General features: G+C 69.9%; 10 protein-coding genes. 4 read left to right on the top strand and 6 right to left on the bottom strand.

Translation table 11 applies throughout. From position 1 onward, the window contains the following. The first annotated feature begins 250 nt into the window (after positions 1-250). Both IM767_RS17575 and IM767_RS17580 read left to right on the top strand, forming a co-directional pair. The gene (locus tag IM767_RS17575; RefSeq protein WP_109212283.1) at positions 251-2,110 is read left to right on the top strand and encodes an ABC transporter ATP-binding protein; all 1,860 of its coding nucleotides are present in this window, start codon (positions 251-253) and stop codon (positions 2,108-2,110) included. Next, positions 2,092-3,921 carry an ABC transporter ATP-binding protein gene (locus tag IM767_RS17580; RefSeq protein ID WP_109212282.1) on the top strand — a complete coding sequence of 610 codons (1,830 nt, stop codon included), beginning with the start codon at positions 2,092-2,094 and terminating at the stop codon, positions 3,919-3,921. Before IM767_RS17575 ends, IM767_RS17580 begins: the two co-directional genes overlap by 19 nt. A 214-nt stretch (positions 3,922-4,135) precedes the next feature. Here IM767_RS17580 and IM767_RS17585 read toward each other — a convergent pair whose 3' ends face one another. From IM767_RS17585 to IM767_RS17610, 6 genes are read right to left on the bottom strand one after another with little or no spacing between them, the layout of a single operon-like run. Then, the gene (locus tag IM767_RS17585; protein WP_109212281.1) at positions 4,136-5,059 is read right to left on the bottom strand and encodes an N-acetylglucosamine kinase; all 924 of its coding nucleotides are present in this window, start codon (positions 5,057-5,059) and stop codon (positions 4,136-4,138) included. After that, positions 5,056-6,033, bottom strand: coding sequence for a glycoside hydrolase family 113 (locus tag IM767_RS17590; RefSeq protein WP_239453523.1), 978 nt, complete (start codon positions 6,031-6,033; stop codon positions 5,056-5,058). The genes IM767_RS17585 and IM767_RS17590 overlap by 4 nt, the downstream gene beginning before the upstream one ends. Further along, complete coding sequence (locus tag IM767_RS17595) at positions 6,030-8,507, bottom strand: glycoside hydrolase family 2 protein (RefSeq protein ID WP_109212280.1); 2,478 nt, start codon at positions 8,505-8,507, stop codon at positions 6,030-6,032. The genes IM767_RS17590 and IM767_RS17595 overlap by 4 nt, the downstream gene beginning before the upstream one ends. Beyond that, entirely contained in the window at positions 8,504-9,406 is a 903-nt protein-coding gene (locus IM767_RS17600; protein ID WP_422613783.1) for a carbohydrate ABC transporter permease, read from the bottom strand. The genes IM767_RS17595 and IM767_RS17600 overlap by 4 nt, the downstream gene beginning before the upstream one ends. Beyond that, the gene (locus IM767_RS17605; RefSeq protein WP_109212279.1) at positions 9,403-10,395 is read right to left on the bottom strand and encodes a carbohydrate ABC transporter permease; all 993 of its coding nucleotides are present in this window, start codon (positions 10,393-10,395) and stop codon (positions 9,403-9,405) included. The genes IM767_RS17600 and IM767_RS17605 overlap by 4 nt, the downstream gene beginning before the upstream one ends. Positions 10,396-10,415: 20 nt before the next feature. Next, positions 10,416-11,729, bottom strand: a complete 1,314-nt coding sequence (locus IM767_RS17610) for an ABC transporter substrate-binding protein (RefSeq protein WP_109212278.1) — start codon at positions 11,727-11,729, stop codon at positions 10,416-10,418. Positions 11,730-12,017: 288 nt separating this feature from the next. Between IM767_RS17610 and IM767_RS17615 the strand changes: the two genes are divergently transcribed. Further along, on the top strand, positions 12,018-13,043 hold the full coding sequence (locus IM767_RS17615; RefSeq protein WP_109212277.1) for a LacI family DNA-binding transcriptional regulator: 1,026 nt from the start codon (positions 12,018-12,020) through the stop codon (positions 13,041-13,043). Beyond that, positions 13,040-15,175 carry an alpha-galactosidase gene (locus IM767_RS17620; protein ID WP_109212276.1) on the top strand — a complete coding sequence of 712 codons (2,136 nt, stop codon included), beginning with the start codon at positions 13,040-13,042 and terminating at the stop codon, positions 15,173-15,175. The genes IM767_RS17615 and IM767_RS17620 overlap by 4 nt, the downstream gene beginning before the upstream one ends. The last annotated feature ends 324 nt before the right edge of the window (positions 15,176-15,499 follow it).

The following is a 15,499-nucleotide window of genomic DNA, read 5'->3' on the forward strand; positions in this document are numbered from 1 at the left end:
AGGCCGCCGTCGCTGCGAACGCCGCTCTCGTCCTCCGCCCCGCGGGATCCCGCGCCACGACCTGGCAGCCGCGTCCTCGCATCCACGGGTAAAGCCGCACCCTCGCGTCCGGCCACCTGGCCGGCTTCGGCATACTGCCGTCTTCCGGGGCGTTCCTCCCCACGGAAGCTCCCTCATGGCAGCGCTCTCACGAGCCTGTCGACACGCGACCCGACGTCGGGTCATCCGCATCACCGCCCCCACAAGGATCATGACCACCACCGCCACCCCTGAGCGATCAGAACAGCCGCAACGGTCCGAACTGTCCACCTTCAAAGCCCTCGCCCGGCTGCTCCCGTTCACCAAGCCCGTGCTGCCGCGCCTCACGCTCGGCGCCGCGAGCGCGCTGCTGGCGAGCCTGCTCGCCCTGGCGATCCCGCTCGTGCTCGAGCAGGTCGTCAGGGGGCCGATCGCGTCGGCCGACATCTCCGCGATCGCGTGGGGATCCGCCGCGATCCTCGCCCTCGGCCTCGCCGAAGCCGCCATGGTGTGGCTGCGGCGGTGGTTCGTGCTGGGTCCGGCGACGCTCGTCGAATACGACCTGCGCCAGACCTTCTACTCGCGCCTGCAGCGCCTGCCGGTCGCCTTCCACGACCGCTGGCAGTCGGGTCAGCTGCTCAGCCGCATGATGCAGGACATGAGCATGCTGCGCCGCTGGCTCGCGTTCGGCCTCGTGCTGCTCGTCGTCAACGCGCTGACGATCGCGGTCGGCACGGCGCTGCTGTTCCGCTGGCACTGGGTGCTCGGCACGATCTTCCTGCTGACGTCGGCGCCGCTCTGGTATGCGGGTTACCGGTTCGAGAAGACCTACGGCACGCTGGCGCGCCAGTCGCAGGACCAGGCGGGCGACCTCGCGACCTCCGTGGAGGAGAGCGTGCACGGCATCCGCGTGCTCAAGGCCTTCGGCCGCGGCAAGCACGCGCTGCAGAAGTTCACGCGCCAGGCCGAGACGCTGCGTGAGACCGAGCTCAGCAAGGCGCGCGCCGTCGGCTGGATCTGGTTCTGGCTGGTGCTCCTGCCCGACATCGCGTTCGCGCTGTGCCTGGGTGCGGGCATCTATCTGACGGCGGCCGGCCAGCTGCAGGGGGCCGAGCTCATCGCGTTCTTCGCGATGGCGACCGTGCTCCGCTGGCCGATGGAGTCCATCGGGTTCCTGTTCTCGTTCCTGCTCGACGCGCGCACCGCGACCGACCGCATCTTCGAGGTGTTCGACGAGCACAACACGATCACCGACCCCGAGAATCCGGTCACGATCCCCAAGCCCCGCGGCGAGCTGGCCTTCGAGGGCGTGCACTTCCGCTACCAGGATGCCGCGCAGCACGAGCGCGACCTGCTCGACGGCGTCGACCTCGTGCTGCAGCCGGGCGAGACCATGGCGCTCGTCGGTCTCACCGGCTCCGGCAAGACGACCCTGACGACCCTGCCCACGCGGCTCTACGACGTCACCGGCGGGCGCGTCACGCTCGACGGCGTCGACGTGCGCGACCTCACCCTCGCGGAGCTCCGGCGGCACATCGGCATGGCGTTCGAGGACGCCACCCTGTTCTCGCAGACCGTGCGCGACAACGTGCTGCTCGGTCGCGAGGACCTCGTGCCCGGCAGCGCAGAGGCCGAGGCCGTGCTGCGCGAGGCGCTCGCAGTCGCCCAGGCGTCGTTCGTCGACGACCTGCCCGACGGCGTCGACACGGTCATCGGCGAGGAGGGGCTGTCGCTCTCGGGCGGTCAGCGCCAGCGGCTCGCGCTCGCGCGCGCCGTCGCCGCCCGCCCCGCGGTGCTGGTGCTCGACGACCCGCTGTCGGCGCTCGACGTCGACACCGAGGCGCTCGTCGAGGATGCACTGCGCGAGGTGCTGCACGAGACGACGGCGCTGGTCGTGGCGCACCGGCCCTCGACCGTGACGCTCGCCGACCGCGTGGCGCTGCTGGAGTCCGGACGCGTGACCGCGGTCGGCACGCACTCCGAGCTGCTGCGCACGAGCGACCACTACCGGCACGTGATCTCGAGTCTCGAAGTCGAGGAAGCGCGACTTCGGGCCAGACAGGAAGACCAGGAATGGGAGGTGACCCTGTGAGCACCACCGTCGTCGGAACGAGCGGCGAAGACCGCTCCGACTACACGCGCGCCGAGAGCAAGGCGATCCGCAAGCGCTCGCTGCGCCTGCTCGGCTCGCTCATCACGCCCGTCCGCGGCCAGCTGATCCTCGCGGGTGTCGTGCTCGTCGTCTCGACGGCGCTGCGGGTCGCCGGCCCGTGGCTCATCGGCATCGGCATCAACAACGCGCTGCCGGCCGTCATCGAGCGCAACGACTGGATGCCGACCTTCGTCGTCGTCGCCGTCTATCTCGTCGCAGCGATCGGGGGCGCCGCGCTGATCGGGTGGTACGTCGTCGTGGCTGCGCGACTGACCCAGGCGATCATGCTCGACCTGCGCAAGCGCATCTTCCTGCACACGCAGCGGCTGAGCCTGGAGTTCCACGAGTCGTACACGTCGGGTCGCATCATCTCCCGGCAGACGAGCGATCTCGACACCATCCGCGAGCTGCTGGACGGCGGTCTCAACGAGCTGGTGTCGGGCATCCTCTACGGCGTGTTCACGCTCGTCGCGCTGTACCTCGTGGACTGGCAGTCGGGTCTGATCCTGACCGTGATGGGCATCCCGCTCTTCCTGCTCATGCGGTGGTTCTACACGCGCTCGCAGCGGGTGTACCGGGAGTCGCGCGTCATCAGCGCCGGCGTCATCGTCAAGTTCGTCGAGACCATGACGGGCATCCGCGCCGTCAAGGCGTTCCGCAAGGAGCTGCGCAACGATGAGGAGTTCGGCGAGCAGGCGATGAACTACCGCGACGTCAACATGCGCTCGATCCGCCTCTTCGGAACGTTCGAGCCGGGACTCATGGCCGTGGCATCCGTCACCCTCGCCCTCGTGATCGCGTGGGGCGGGATCCGCGTCGCCGACGGCGTGATGGAGATCGGCTTCCTGCTGTCGGCCGTGCTGTACGTCCGCAACTTCTTCTCGCCGCTGCAGGAGGTCGCGTTCTTCCTGAACTCGTACCAGTCCGCGACGGCGGCGCTCGAGAAGGTGTCGGGCGTGCTGGAGGAGGAGCCGACCGTTCCCGACCCGAAGAACCCGGTCGACCTGTGGAGCGCGAAGGGCCACATCCGGTTCGACGACGTGCTGTTCGGGTACTCGAGGGACCGGGTCATCCTGCCGGACTTCACGCTCGACATCCCGGCAGGGCAGACGATCGCGCTGGTCGGCACCACCGGTGCCGGCAAGTCGACGCTCGCGAAGCTGGTGTCGCGGTTCTACGACCCGACGAAGGGCGCGGTCACGCTCGACGGCGTCGACCTGCGCTCGCTGCACCCGAAGGACCTCCGTCGCGCGATCGTGATGGTCACGCAGGAGGCCTACCTGTTCAGCGGCACGGTCGCTGACAACATCGCGCTGGGCAAGCCCGACGCGACGATGGAGCAGATCCAGGCCGCGGCGCGGGCGGTGGGAGCGGATGCGTTCATCCGGGCGCTCCCGGACGGCTACGACACCGACGTGAACAAGCGCGGCGGCCGCGTGTCGGCGGGTCAGCGTCAGCTGATCTCGTTCGCGCGGGCGTTCCTCGCCGACCCGGCGGTGCTGATCCTCGACGAGGCCACGGCCTCGCTCGACATCCCGTCGGAGCGGCAGATCCAGGATGCGCTGCAGACGCTGCTCGCCGACCGCACCGCGATCATCATCGCGCACCGCCTCTCGACGGTCGCGATCGCCGACCGCGTGCTGGTCATGGAGCACGGCCGGATCATCGAGGACGACACCCCCGAGACGCTGATCGGCGGCGACGGGAAGTTCGCGCAGCTGCATGCCGCGTGGCGGGAGTCGCTCGTCTGACACCTGCCTGAGACCCGCGGATGCCCCGGCCCACCTGTCCACACAGGGCGGGGGCATCCGTCGTCTTCGGTCCCGTGCGTCCCAACCCGCCCGTTCGCGCGAACCCACCCCGTTCGCGCGAACCCACCCTGCTCGCGCGAACCCACACGTTCGCGTGCGCTCCCAGGTGTGGGCTCGCGCGGGGGTTCGCCGCTTCGAAGGGAGGGCGGGGACCTCAGGCGTGCGCGATCGAGACCGCGTGGGCGAGCGGATGCTGCGGCGCGAGGCCCGCGAGGGCAGCGGCGCCGTCGATCCCGTTGCCGAGGGGCTCGACGAGAGCGACGTCGAGCTCGCTCGCCGCAATGTGCGACGCGAAGGCCTCGCGCAGCTGCGGGGAGCGGAACACCCCGCCGATCGCGCACACCGAGAAGTGCTCGCGGGGCTCGTCCTCGGCCGAGGTCGAGCGCACCCGGCGCAGCGCGCTCTCGACGCTGTGCGCGAGCTCGCCGCCCGCGCGCACCGTGATGTGCTGCGACACGGCGTCACCCTCCGACGCGAGCCGCGCGACGTGCTCGGCGAACGACGCGACCACGCGCACGCGGTCGTGGTCGGCCTGCAGGGCGATGTAGGCCTGCGTGAGGTCGGGCCAGCGCTCCTCGGCGACGGCGCGCAGCGCCGTCGCCGGCCCGCGGCCGTCGAACTCGCGCATCACCGCGTCCAGTGCCTCGCGGCCGATCCAGTACCCGCTGCCGGCGTCGCCCATGAGGTAGCCCCACCCGTCGACCCGCGCGACGCGCGACGCGCCCACTGCGAGGGTCACCACTCCGGTGCCGGCGGCGACGACCGCCCCGCGCCCGTCGCCGAGGGCGCCGAGGAATGAGGTGGTGGAGTCGTGCGCGAGGATCACCTCGCGCACCGCGGCGTCGTCGATGCGTGCGAGGAGGGCCGCGGCATCCGATTCCCGCGTCGTCAGCCCCGACACGCCCGCCGTCACGACCGAGACGTCCGCGCCGGACCGCTCGATCGCTGCGCGCGCGACGGCCGCGAGCTGCGGCAGCAGGGGTTCGTGCGTGTCGATGCCCGGGAAGACGACGTCCTCCTCGCGCACGCGCACCTTGATGCCGGTCTGGCCGGCGTCGATCGCCAGTACGGTGCTCATGCGGCTGGCGCTCCTTCCTTCTGATGGGAGCGGTAGGCCTCGCGGAGGAGATCGCCGGCGGGCTTGCCGTAGGGACAGTAGTCGTCGTTGTCGGCGGCCTCGGCCGGATCGTACAGCCGCGCGGGCCAGTCCCACAGCATGAAGCCGCGCATCCACGGTCGTGCGTCGCACGCGGCGAACATCGCCTCGTAGTAGGTCAGCTGCGCGGTGCCCGAGGGCGCGCCCGGCAGCGACCAGTCGTTCGGCCGGTCGGGAGAGCCCTCGCGTGAGGGGCAGCCGGCCTCCATGAAGAAGAACGGCTTGCCCGTCGCGGCGACGGCCGCCTCGATGCGGTCGAGCTCGGCCTCCCAGCGGTCGATCGGGTAGTAGCCGCTCGAGGTGACGACGTCGACCGCGTCCCACCAGGTGAGGCGGTCCTCCTGGTACTTGTCGCAGTTGTAGGTCACGAGACCGGAGTACTCGGCTCGCACCGCGGCGATGAGGTCGCGCCACTCGGCCTCGCGGGCGTCGGCGCGCACCATCTCGCAGCCGACGCAGAGCATCTCGCAGCCCTCTGACTCGGCGATCCGCGCCGCGTGCAGGATGAACTCGCGGTACGACGCGAACCACTCGCCCCACGTCGGCTCGCCTGGAACATCCTGATCGAAGAAGCCGATGTGAGCCCGCCACGTGCCGTCGGCGACGTTCACCACCGGCTTCAGGCACACCTTCAGCCCGAGCGCCTTCGCCTCGCGGATCGCCCAGACGACCTCGTCGTCGGTGACGGTCGGCGCCTCGGCGAAGCGCACCTCGGTGGACTGCGCGGTGTCCTGCAGGGCCGAGTAGGCGATCGCGGTCCAGTTGACGCCGTGGTCGGCCATCAGGCGCAGGGAATCGGATGCCGCGGCCGTCGCCCACGTTCCACGCACGCCCGTCCATCCCCAGGTCATTCCGGCCACGTACGGCCCGAGTGCCCGGGTGGGGTCGGCGGTCATGCGACAACCAGTTCGTTGGCGGTGCGCAGCACGCGAGGATCCGAGAGGACGGATGCCGCGAGCCCGTCGCCGGCGTGAAGCACGATCAGCGTCGTGCTCTCGCCCGGCAGCAGGGTCACGAGCGCGTCGGAGGCCACCGCCTCGGGGTCGACCTTGTCGACGAGGAGGGCGAGGTCGCGCACGAGCGACGCCGCGGTGAGCGTGACGCGCGTGCCCTCGGCGACGCGCTCGGTGCGGACGTCGACCTCCGCCGCACCGAGGGCGGAGTCGCGGGGCTCGGCGAAGAACCAGAACCCGCGCACGTCGCCCACACCTGCGACGACGAGCTCCGATGCCGCATCGCCGGCGGTCGCGACGTCGGACGGCAGCGCGACGGTCACGGTCTCACGAGGCGCCAGCGACACCTCGACGGCGAACCGCGCGAGCTCATCGCCCGCGAAGCCGACCCGTCGGGCCACGAGCTCGCCCGTCCACGGCTCGGCGGTGTCGTTCACGAGCACCGCGGCGAAGCCCCCGTCACGGGGCTGGATGGTCGCGGCCCGCGGTGCGAACGCGTTCTTGAGGGCGTAGTAGAGCGGCTTGGGCCGCTCGTCGCCGTCGATGGCAGCCCATGACGTGACCGGCCAGCAGTCGTTCAGCTGCCACACGATCGCGCCCTGGGTGTGCGGCGCCCACGAGCGGAAGTGCTCGAGCGCGGTGCGCACGGCCAGCGCCTGGTTGAGCTGCATCGCCCAGTGCCAGTTCTCCATGGCCTCCGGCATCCGGAAGTGGGGGATCAGCCCGTTCGTGAGCTTGGTGTTCCCTTCCATCGCCTTCTGGTGCACGATCATGCCCGGCGACTCGGGGGTCAGCGGCGCGTCCGTGACGGAGCGCACGAGGGTGCTCCAGGCCGGCGGCCCCTGCCAGCCGAACTCGGCGACGAACCGCGGCCGGTGGTCACGGTAGGTGTGCCAGTCCTGCCGGTTCCACTGCTCCCACAGGTGCATCGAGCCGTGCTGCTCGTCGTTGGGGTGCGGCCCGGTCTGCGCCGCGCCGTCCCACCCCATGCCGGGGCTGAACGGGCTGCCCGGCGCGTAGGGAACGTGCGGCGCGAGCTCGGCGACGAGCGCCGGGAACAGCTCGTAGTAGTAGTGCGCGCCCCAGGTCTTGCCGTCCAGGCGCAGCTTCCAGCCCCAGTCCTCGTAGCCCCACAGGTTCTCGTTGTTCCCCGTGAGCAGCACGAGCGAGGCGTGATGCCCCAGCCGGACGATGTTCTCGCGCGCCTCCGCCTCGACCTCCGACCGCAGCGGATCCTCCTCCGCGTACGCGGCGCACGCGAACAGGAAGTCCTGCCAGACGAGCAGGCCCAGCTCGTCGGCGAGCTCGTAGAAGTCGTCGGACTCGTAGAGTCCGCCGCCCCACACGCGGATGAGGTTGAGGTTGGCGTCGAGCGCCTGCTCGAAGCGCCGGCGCAGCCGCTCCCGCGTGACTCGCACGGTGAGGGCGTCGTCGGGGATCCAGTTGACCCCCTTCACGAACACCGGCTGGTCGTTGACCACGAGCGTGAACGGCGTGCCCGCCTCGTCAGGCGTCATGTCCCAGCGCACGTCGCGGAAGCCCACCTTGCGCGTCGAGATGTCGAGGACGGATCCATCGGATGCCGCGACCTCGACCTCGACGTCGTACAGCGGCTGCGCGCCGTAGCCGACGGGCCACCACCGCTCGACCTCGGAGAGCGAGAGCGTGACGGTCGCGGTCGCCTGGCCGGCGGGCAGATCGACGGATGCCTCGACCCCGGCTGCACGCGCCGTCACCGAGACCGCGTCGTCGCGGGAGCGCTCGAGCTCGACCTCGACCGTGATCGTGCCGCCGTCGCCCGACGGCGTGGCGGCCACGCGGGTCTGCGCGAGACGTGCGACCGACCACGACTCCAGTCCCACCGGCTTCACGATGCCGCTGGTATAGGTCGCGATGCCCCAGTCCCACCCGAAGCTGCACGCCGACTTGCGGATCGCGTCGTAGGGCAGCGGATAGGGACGCTGACGCACGCCGAGTTCGATGCTCTGCTCATTGGCGTACTTCACCGGCGAGCGGAAGCGCACCACGAGCGCGTTGGCACCCTCGATGAGCGCGTCCCGCACGTCGAACCGGTACGAGCGGTGCTGGTTCGCCGTCGCTCCGATCTCGCTCCCGTTGAGGAGGATCGTCGTCACGGTGTCGAGGCCCTCGAACACCAGGTCGGTGCGATCGGCTCCGTCGGGGGTCCAGTCGAACGTCGTCTCGTAGGTCCAGTCGACGAGCCCGATCCATGCGAGCGCCGATTCGTTGTCGTCCAGGAACGGGTCAGGGATGAGCCCCGCGGCCAGGAGATCGGTGTGCACGCACCCGGGAACCACCGCGGCCACGGCATCCGCGAATCCCTCCGGAGCGGGACCCGACGCGGCGCGGACGGTCCAGCCGGCGTCGATCGGACGGAAGGACAGGGAAGAGGTCACTTGACGGCTCCTGAGGTGAGGCCTTTGTAGATCCAGCGCTGCAGCAGCAGGAAGGCGATGAGGGTGGGGATGATGACGAGGACGGTGCCTGCCGAGATGACCTCCCACTGCGCGCCGAACGGTCCCTTGAACCGGAACAGCGACGTGGAGATCAGACCCTCGGACGGCAGGTAGAGGAACGGTGCGTAGAACTCGTTGTACACCGCGATGCCCTTGATGATGACGACCGTCGCGATGGCCGGTCGCAGCAGGGGCAGCACGATGCGCCAGTAGATCGTCCAGCGGTTGGCGCCGTCGATCATCGCGGCCTCGTCGAGTGAGACCGGGATCGACTGCATGAACTGGATGAAGAGGTAGATCGCGATGATGTCGGTGCCCATGAACAGCAGGATCAGGGCGGCCTTGGTGTCGTAGAGGCCGAGTCCGTTGATGAGCTGGAAGGTCGCCACCTGGCTCGTGACGCTCGGGATGAGGGTCGCGACGAGGAACAGGCCGAACACCAGCTTCTTGCCGCGGAACGCGAAGCGGTCCAGGGCGTACGCCGCCATCGTGCCGATGAAGATCGTGCCGGCGAGCGACACGACCAGCACGATCGTCGTGTTGACGAAGCCCTCGAGCATCTTGCCGCTCGTGAACGCGGTGACGAAGTTGTCGAAGTTGAGCCAGTTCTCGGGCGGGTCGAAGGGACCGGTCTGCGCATACTCCGGCGCGGTCTTGAGGCTGGCGAAGAGCAGCACCGACAGCGGCAGCAGTGTCACGACCGATGCGACGATGAGGCTGAGGTACTTGGCCGTGGTCGCGCTGACGCCGCGCAGGCGCTCGAGCGGGGAACGGCCGCGGATCGTGCGCGGCGGAGCAGTGCGCTGGGGCATCGTGCGCAGGTCTTCGGTGGTGGTCATGTCAGGTCGACCTTCTCGTCGGGGAACACCTTGCGCTGGATCCACGTGACGACCAGCACGATCGCCAGGAGCACCACGGCCATGGCGGACGCGAGCCCCACCTGGCGGAAGGTGAACGCGGTCTGCAGCGTCTGGATCACGAACGTCGCAGATCCGTTGGCGCCGCCGGTCATGATGAACGGGATCTCGAACACGCTGAGGCTGCCCGCGATCGCGAGGATGAACGACAGCCCGACCACGCGGCGGATGCCCGGGAAGATGATCGCCCAGAACTGCTGCCAGCGGCTGGCGCCGTCGAGGTCGGCAGCTTCGTACAGCTCGTGGGGGATCGACTGGATCGCGCCGAGGAACAGCACGAAGTTCATGCCGGTGTAGCGCCAGACCGAGGTGCCGGCGAGCGACCAGTTCACCACGTCGGGGTTGCCGAGCCACTGGGGCGGGTCGCTCACGCCGAACCAGCTGAGCACGGTGTCGAGCGTGCCGCCCGGCTGGAAGAGGTAGAGGAAGACGAAGCCGATCGCGACGCCGTTGATGAGGTACGGGAAGAACAGGATGCCGCGGAACAGGTTCGACAAGCGCGTGGAGAAGCTGAGGATCGTGGCGAAGTACAGTGCGATCGCCATCTGCGCGAACGACGCGAAGAAGTAGTACAGACTCACGCCGAAGACGGAGAAGATCCGCGGGTCGGTGAACACCTGGACGTAGTTGTCGAGACCGACGAAGTTCTTCTGCAGGTCGATGCCGTCCCAGTCGGTGACGCTGTAGTAGAAGAGGTTCAGCGCCGGCCAGTAGGTGAACAGCAGCAGCAGTCCGACCGCCGCGGCCAGGAAGAACCACGGGGTGAGCCGCTGGAGGAGGCTCCGTCCGGCGGAGCCGCCCCGCGGGCGGCCGGCCCGGCGGAATCCTCCGCCGAACCGGCGCGCCCGCACGGGCGCGGAGAGGGCGGCAGGGGCATCTGCCGGCGCCGCACCGGGTGTCGCAATGGCCATGTCGCTGCCGCCCTCTCCCGTCAGCCCGCGAGCTTTTCGACCGAGGCGCCCCAGCGCTCGTTCAGCTCGGCGAAGTAGCTCTCCTTGTCGCCGTCGGCCGCACCGCGGGCGATGTCGACGAGCTTCTGACGGTAGATCGGGCCGTACAGGTCGATCTGCGCGTCGTCGGCCACGTTGTTGATGAGACCCTCCTTGCCGGCGGGCGCGGGGTTGATCTCCATGAGCTCGACGCCGGCCTCCTCGAAGCCGGCCAGGTTGTCGGGCAGCGGCTTGTCGATGACGGGGGAGATCATGCCCTGCGCCTCGGCGTAGCCGGAGTCCTCGACGACCCACTGGATCCACGCCCACGCGGCGGCCTTCGCCTTCGAGTGCTTGCTCACCGCGAGGTTGTAGTCGCCGCCGATGACGGCGAGCTGCGTGCCGTCGACGTTGGCCGGGAACGCCATGTAGCCGATGTCGTCCGCCGACCCGCCGTTGTCCTCCGCGGCGGCCTGCATCTGCGAGATCGCCCAGGAGCCCAGCGTCATCGCGGCGATCTTGCCGGTGCCGAGGTCGACCTTCGACTGCTCCCAGTTGGTGGTGAGGGGGTCGTCCTCGGTGAGTCCGGCCGCCACCGACTCGTACAGCAGCGAGTCGATCGCGTAGACGTCGGTGCCCTCGGTCCACGGCGCGGTGTCCTCCGCCATGGTGATGGGCGCATCGGCGTCGTCGGTGACGACGCCCAGGTTGCCGAAGCTCTGGGTGAGCGGCCAGCCGTCCTTGTAGTTCGTGTAGAGCGGGATGGCGTCGGTGTTGTCCTTGACCTTCTGCAGGGCCTCGAGCCACTCGGCCTCGGTCGTCGGAAGCTCGGTGACGCCGGCCTCCTCGAAGACCTTCTTGTTGTAGACGACGCCGTTGGCGTTGCCGCCCCAGGCGATCCCGTACTGCGTGCCGTCGTAGCTCGCCGCAGGAAGGAAGCGGTAGGTGTCCTCGAACTCGGCGGTGTCTCCGAGCGGCTCGAGGAACTGCTCGTACTGGTCGGGCTTGATCGCCGGGATGCCGATGACGTCGCCGTAGTTCGTGGTGCTCATGCGGGTGAGCATCTCGCCCGCGTAGTCGGTGATGCCCTCGAACGTGACGTTGACGTCGGGGTACTCCTCGTTGAACGCCTCGGCGTACTTGTCGAACGTGCCGTCCTCCACGAGGTCGGTGCGCCACGTCACGACCTTGATGTCGCCCTTCACCTCGCCGTCGATCGTGTTGTCGGCGTCGCCCGCGCCGCCGCCCGCGCAGCCGCTGATCGCGACCGCGGCGGTCGCGATCAGCGCGATGCCCGCGAATGCCTTCTTCGCCATGTGATGTCTCCTTGTCAGGTTCGCCCTTGAACTGCCGGTGCGCGTCGTCGCACCGTCGCGTGGTTCGTCGCGCGGTCAGATTACGCATGGTCGAAACGGTTCCGCAAGCGCTCGATGTCAGCGCTGTCTCAGCGTGTCCGGAACCGTACATTCGAAAAAACAACGGTGTTGAACTGGGCTTATTTTGTAATCGGGCTGGTGCGATGAGTCCAGATGTCCGTCAAATGTCCCACGTGGACATTGCCTCCCCGAACCTGCTAGCGTGAACCCGCCAGGCAAGGAGGCCCGATGACGGTTCAGCAGCGCGCGACCCTCGACGACGTCGCGCGGCTCGCCGGAGTGAGCTCCAAGACCGTCTCGCGCGTCTTCACCCATCGCGAGCTCGTCGCACCCGACACAGTGGACCGCGTGCTCACGGCGGCCAAGCGCCTGCGCTTCCGGCCCAACCCCCTCGCCCGCAACCTTCGCCGCGGGGGACCGACGAACACCATCGGGTTCATCATGGGGGAGCTCGGCAACCCCTTCTACTACAAGGTCGCCGCCGGCATCGAGCGCGAGCTGTCGGCGAGCGGCTTCTCGCTGGTGGTCGCGACGACCGACGACACCGCCGAGGGCGAGGAGCGTGTGGCCGATGCGCTGCTCGGTCAGCGGCTCGGCGCGCTGCTGCTGATTCCCGTGGCCGAGGACCAGTCGTACCTCGAGGGGGAGCGGCATCTCGGGACCCCGGTGATCGCCATCGACCGTCCGGCACGCAATCTCGTGGCCGACTCCATCGTGCTCGAGAACCACCGCGGTGTGTTCGAGGCGACGACGCATCTGCTCGAGCGCGGCCATCGCCGCATCGGCTACATCTGCAATCCGGCCTCCGTCTACACGCAGGCCGAGCGCCTGCGCGGCTACCGCGACGCGCTCGCCGCCTACGGCATCAACGACTCCGCCCGGTGGGAGCGTCTTGCCGACGATCTCTCGCAGCCGGCCGACGCGCTCATCGCCGACCTGCTCGACCGCGACGACGCGCCGACGGCGATCATCACGGGCAACAACCGCGTGACGGTCAGCGCGCTGCGCGTGCTGCGCGACCGCGACGACGACGGGCGCACCGCGCTCATCGGCTTCGACGACTTCGACACGGCGGATGTGCTCGGGGTGACCGTCGTCAGCTACGACCCCCTGGCGCTCGGCCGCGCCGCCGCCACCCTCGCGATCGAGCGGATGCAGGATCCGGCGGGCTTCACACGACAGCTCGAGATGCCGACCTGGCTCGTCGAGCGCGGCACGGGCGAACGACCCCCCGCAGAGAGGACCCCGGCATGACCTCCGGCTTCATCCGACTCGATAACGAGGGCGTCGGCCTGATCGTCGACGCCCGCGGGCCCGGCCTGCCGCGCGTGCTCCACTGGGGAGCGCCGGTCGGAGCGATCACGGATGCCGATGCCGAGGCGCTCGCGCCGGCGCTGAGCCGTCAGACCCCGCCCGGCACGCTCGATGCCGCATGGCAGGTCTCCCTGTCCCCGCAGGAGGGCGACGGGTGGAGCGGGCGCCCGGGGATGCAGGTGCGTCGCGACGGCGTCGTGCACCATGCGCGATGGGTGGTCACCGACCTCGAGACGGACGACGGGTCGCTGCGGGTGGAGGCGCGGGATGCGGCATCCGCTCTCCGTCTTTCCATCACGGTCGGCATCGAGCGCGGCGGTGTGGTCTGGGTGCAGCATGCCCTCGCCCACGCGGGCGGGCCCGAGGCCGCGCCCGTCGACGTCGACTGGCTCGAAGCCACCCTGCCGGTGCCGTCGACGACCGACACGCTGCTGACCTTCGACGGCCGCTGGGCGCGCGAGAAGCGGCCCGTCGTGACGCCGATGCCCGCCGGTGCGACCGTGCGGCAGTCGCGGCGCGGACGACCCGGCCACGACAGTCCGATCGCGGCCATCGCGGCGATCGGCGAGCCGCGCTGGCAGACCGGTGCGCTGTGGGGCGTGCATCTGGCGTGGTCGAGCGACCTCACCACCCGGGTGGACCGCGTCACCGACGCGGTCAGCCTGATCGGTGCGGGTGAGCTGCTGCGTCCTGGTGAGATCCGCCTGGCCCCGGGCGACGAGTACCGCGCGCCGCGGGCGGCGTTCGTGCACACCGACGCGGGGCTCGACGGCTTCGCGGGGCGCGTGCACACGTGGCTGCGGGCGCGGCCGCAGCATCCGTCGTCCGCCCGCCCGCTGGTGCTCAACACCTGGGAGGCCGTGTACTTCGACCACGACCCCGAGCGGCTCGCGGCGCTCGCGGAACGCGCCGCCGAGGTCGGCGTCGAGCGCTTCGTGCTCGACGACGGCTGGTTCCACGGGCGCCGCGACGACTCGACGAGCCTCGGCGACTGGGTGGTCGACCGGTCGGTGTGGCCCGACGGTCTCGGCCCTCTCGCCGACAACGTGCACGCCCTTGGCATGCAGTTCGGACTGTGGTTCGAGCCCGAGATGATCAGCCTCGACTCCGACGTGGCCCGCGCGCACCCCGACTGGCTGCTGCACGATCCCGGGCATCTCGAGCACGATCCGGCGCTGTCGTGGCGTGGACAGTACGTGATGAATCTCGCGAATCCGGATGCCGCAGCCCACGTCCTCGGCCAGATCGACGCGCTCGTGACCGAGCTCGGCATCGACTTCATCAAGTGGGACCACAACCGCGACCTCGTGGAGAGCGTCCACGACGGCCGCCCCGGCGGCCACGCCCAGATGACGGCGGTGTACGGGCTGATCGCCGAGCTGAAGTCGCGGCATCCGTCCCTCGAGATCGAGTCATGCTCCAGCGGGGGCGCGCGGACCGACCTCGGCATCCTCGAGGTCACCGACCGCGTGTGGGCGAGCGACTCCAACGATCCCGTGGAGCGTCAGGACATCCAGCGCTGGACGGGCCTGCTGCTGCCGCCCGAGCTCGTCGGCGCGCACGTCGGGCCGACGACGTCGCACTCCTCGGGCCGCACCACCGCCCTGTCGTACCGCATCGCGACGAGCCTCATGGGCTCGGCGGGGTTCGAGTGGGACATCCTGTCGTGCGACGACGACGAGACGGCCACGATCACGCGCTTCGCCGCGCTCTACAAGGAGGTGCGCCCCATCGTCCACGCGGGGCGGGTGCTGCACCCGGAGCTGCGGGACCCGGCATGGCGGGCGACCGCGTTCGTGACGGATGCCGCAGCCGTCGTGGTCGTCGCCACGGTGGCGAGCCTCCAGGACGCGCGGGCTGAGCGGCTGCGTCTCCCGGGGCTGGACCCCGACCGCCGCTACCGCGTCAGGGTGCGGCGCGAGATCGGCGCCCCCGAGTACGGCTGGATCGCACCCGAGTGGTTCACGGCCGGCGAGATCGAGCTGCCGGGCGCACTGCTCGGCGAGGTGGGCCTCCAGCTGCCGACGCTCTGGCCCGTGCAGGCCTTCGTGCTCCACCTCGAGGCGCTCTGACCCCGCTGGCCGGCGCTGGCCGCGCTGGCCGTTCGGCGCCGGGTCGCGGCATCCGTCGCCTCTTCCTTCGCTTCTCCCTTCGCTCGGGTGTTACGAATGGCGCGCTTGGTCGATCCCTTACGGCGTTTCGTGCCACCTGAGTGCTGCGCTCCGGCGTCAGGAGTCACGAATGGTGTGATCGGTCGCGGGGTCGCCGCGAGTCGGGTCAAGTCCCGTCGTGTGGTGTCATTCCTGCTGTTGCCTGGGGTGGTTGAGGGTCAGGCGGTGAGGTAGAGCTCGGGGCGGGCGGGTTCGGCTGTCTCGTGCAGGGTGTGGACCAGTTTG

The organism is Microbacterium ureisolvens (genome assembly GCF_015278315.1).
Taxonomy (GTDB): domain Bacteria; phylum Actinomycetota; class Actinomycetes; order Actinomycetales; family Microbacteriaceae; genus Microbacterium; species Microbacterium ureisolvens.

What these genes read in the sequence shown, in the direction of transcription:
- IM767_RS17590 (WP_239453523.1), bottom strand. Translation starts at nt 6,033, where the DNA reads ATGACCGCCGACCCCACCCGGGCACTCGGGCCGTACGTGGCCGGAATG.
- IM767_RS17585 (WP_109212281.1), bottom strand. Translation starts at nt 5,059, where the DNA reads ATGAGCACCGTACTGGCGATCGACGCCGGCCAGACCGGCATCAAGGTG.
- IM767_RS17580 (WP_109212282.1), top strand. Translation starts at nt 2,092, where the DNA reads ATGGGAGGTGACCCTGTGAGCACCACCGTCGTCGGAACGAGCGGCGAA.
- IM767_RS17610 (WP_109212278.1), bottom strand. Translation starts at nt 11,729, where the DNA reads ATGGCGAAGAAGGCATTCGCGGGCATCGCGCTGATCGCGACCGCCGCG.
- IM767_RS17620 (WP_109212276.1), top strand. Translation starts at nt 13,040, where the DNA reads ATGACCTCCGGCTTCATCCGACTCGATAACGAGGGCGTCGGCCTGATC.
- IM767_RS17600 (WP_422613783.1), bottom strand. Translation starts at nt 9,406, where the DNA reads ATGACCACCACCGAAGACCTGCGCACGATGCCCCAGCGCACTGCTCCG.
- IM767_RS17575 (WP_109212283.1), top strand. Translation starts at nt 251, where the DNA reads ATGACCACCACCGCCACCCCTGAGCGATCAGAACAGCCGCAACGGTCC.
- IM767_RS17605 (WP_109212279.1), bottom strand. Translation starts at nt 10,395, where the DNA reads ATGGCCATTGCGACACCCGGTGCGGCGCCGGCAGATGCCCCTGCCGCC.
- IM767_RS17615 (WP_109212277.1), top strand. Translation starts at nt 12,018, where the DNA reads ATGACGGTTCAGCAGCGCGCGACCCTCGACGACGTCGCGCGGCTCGCC.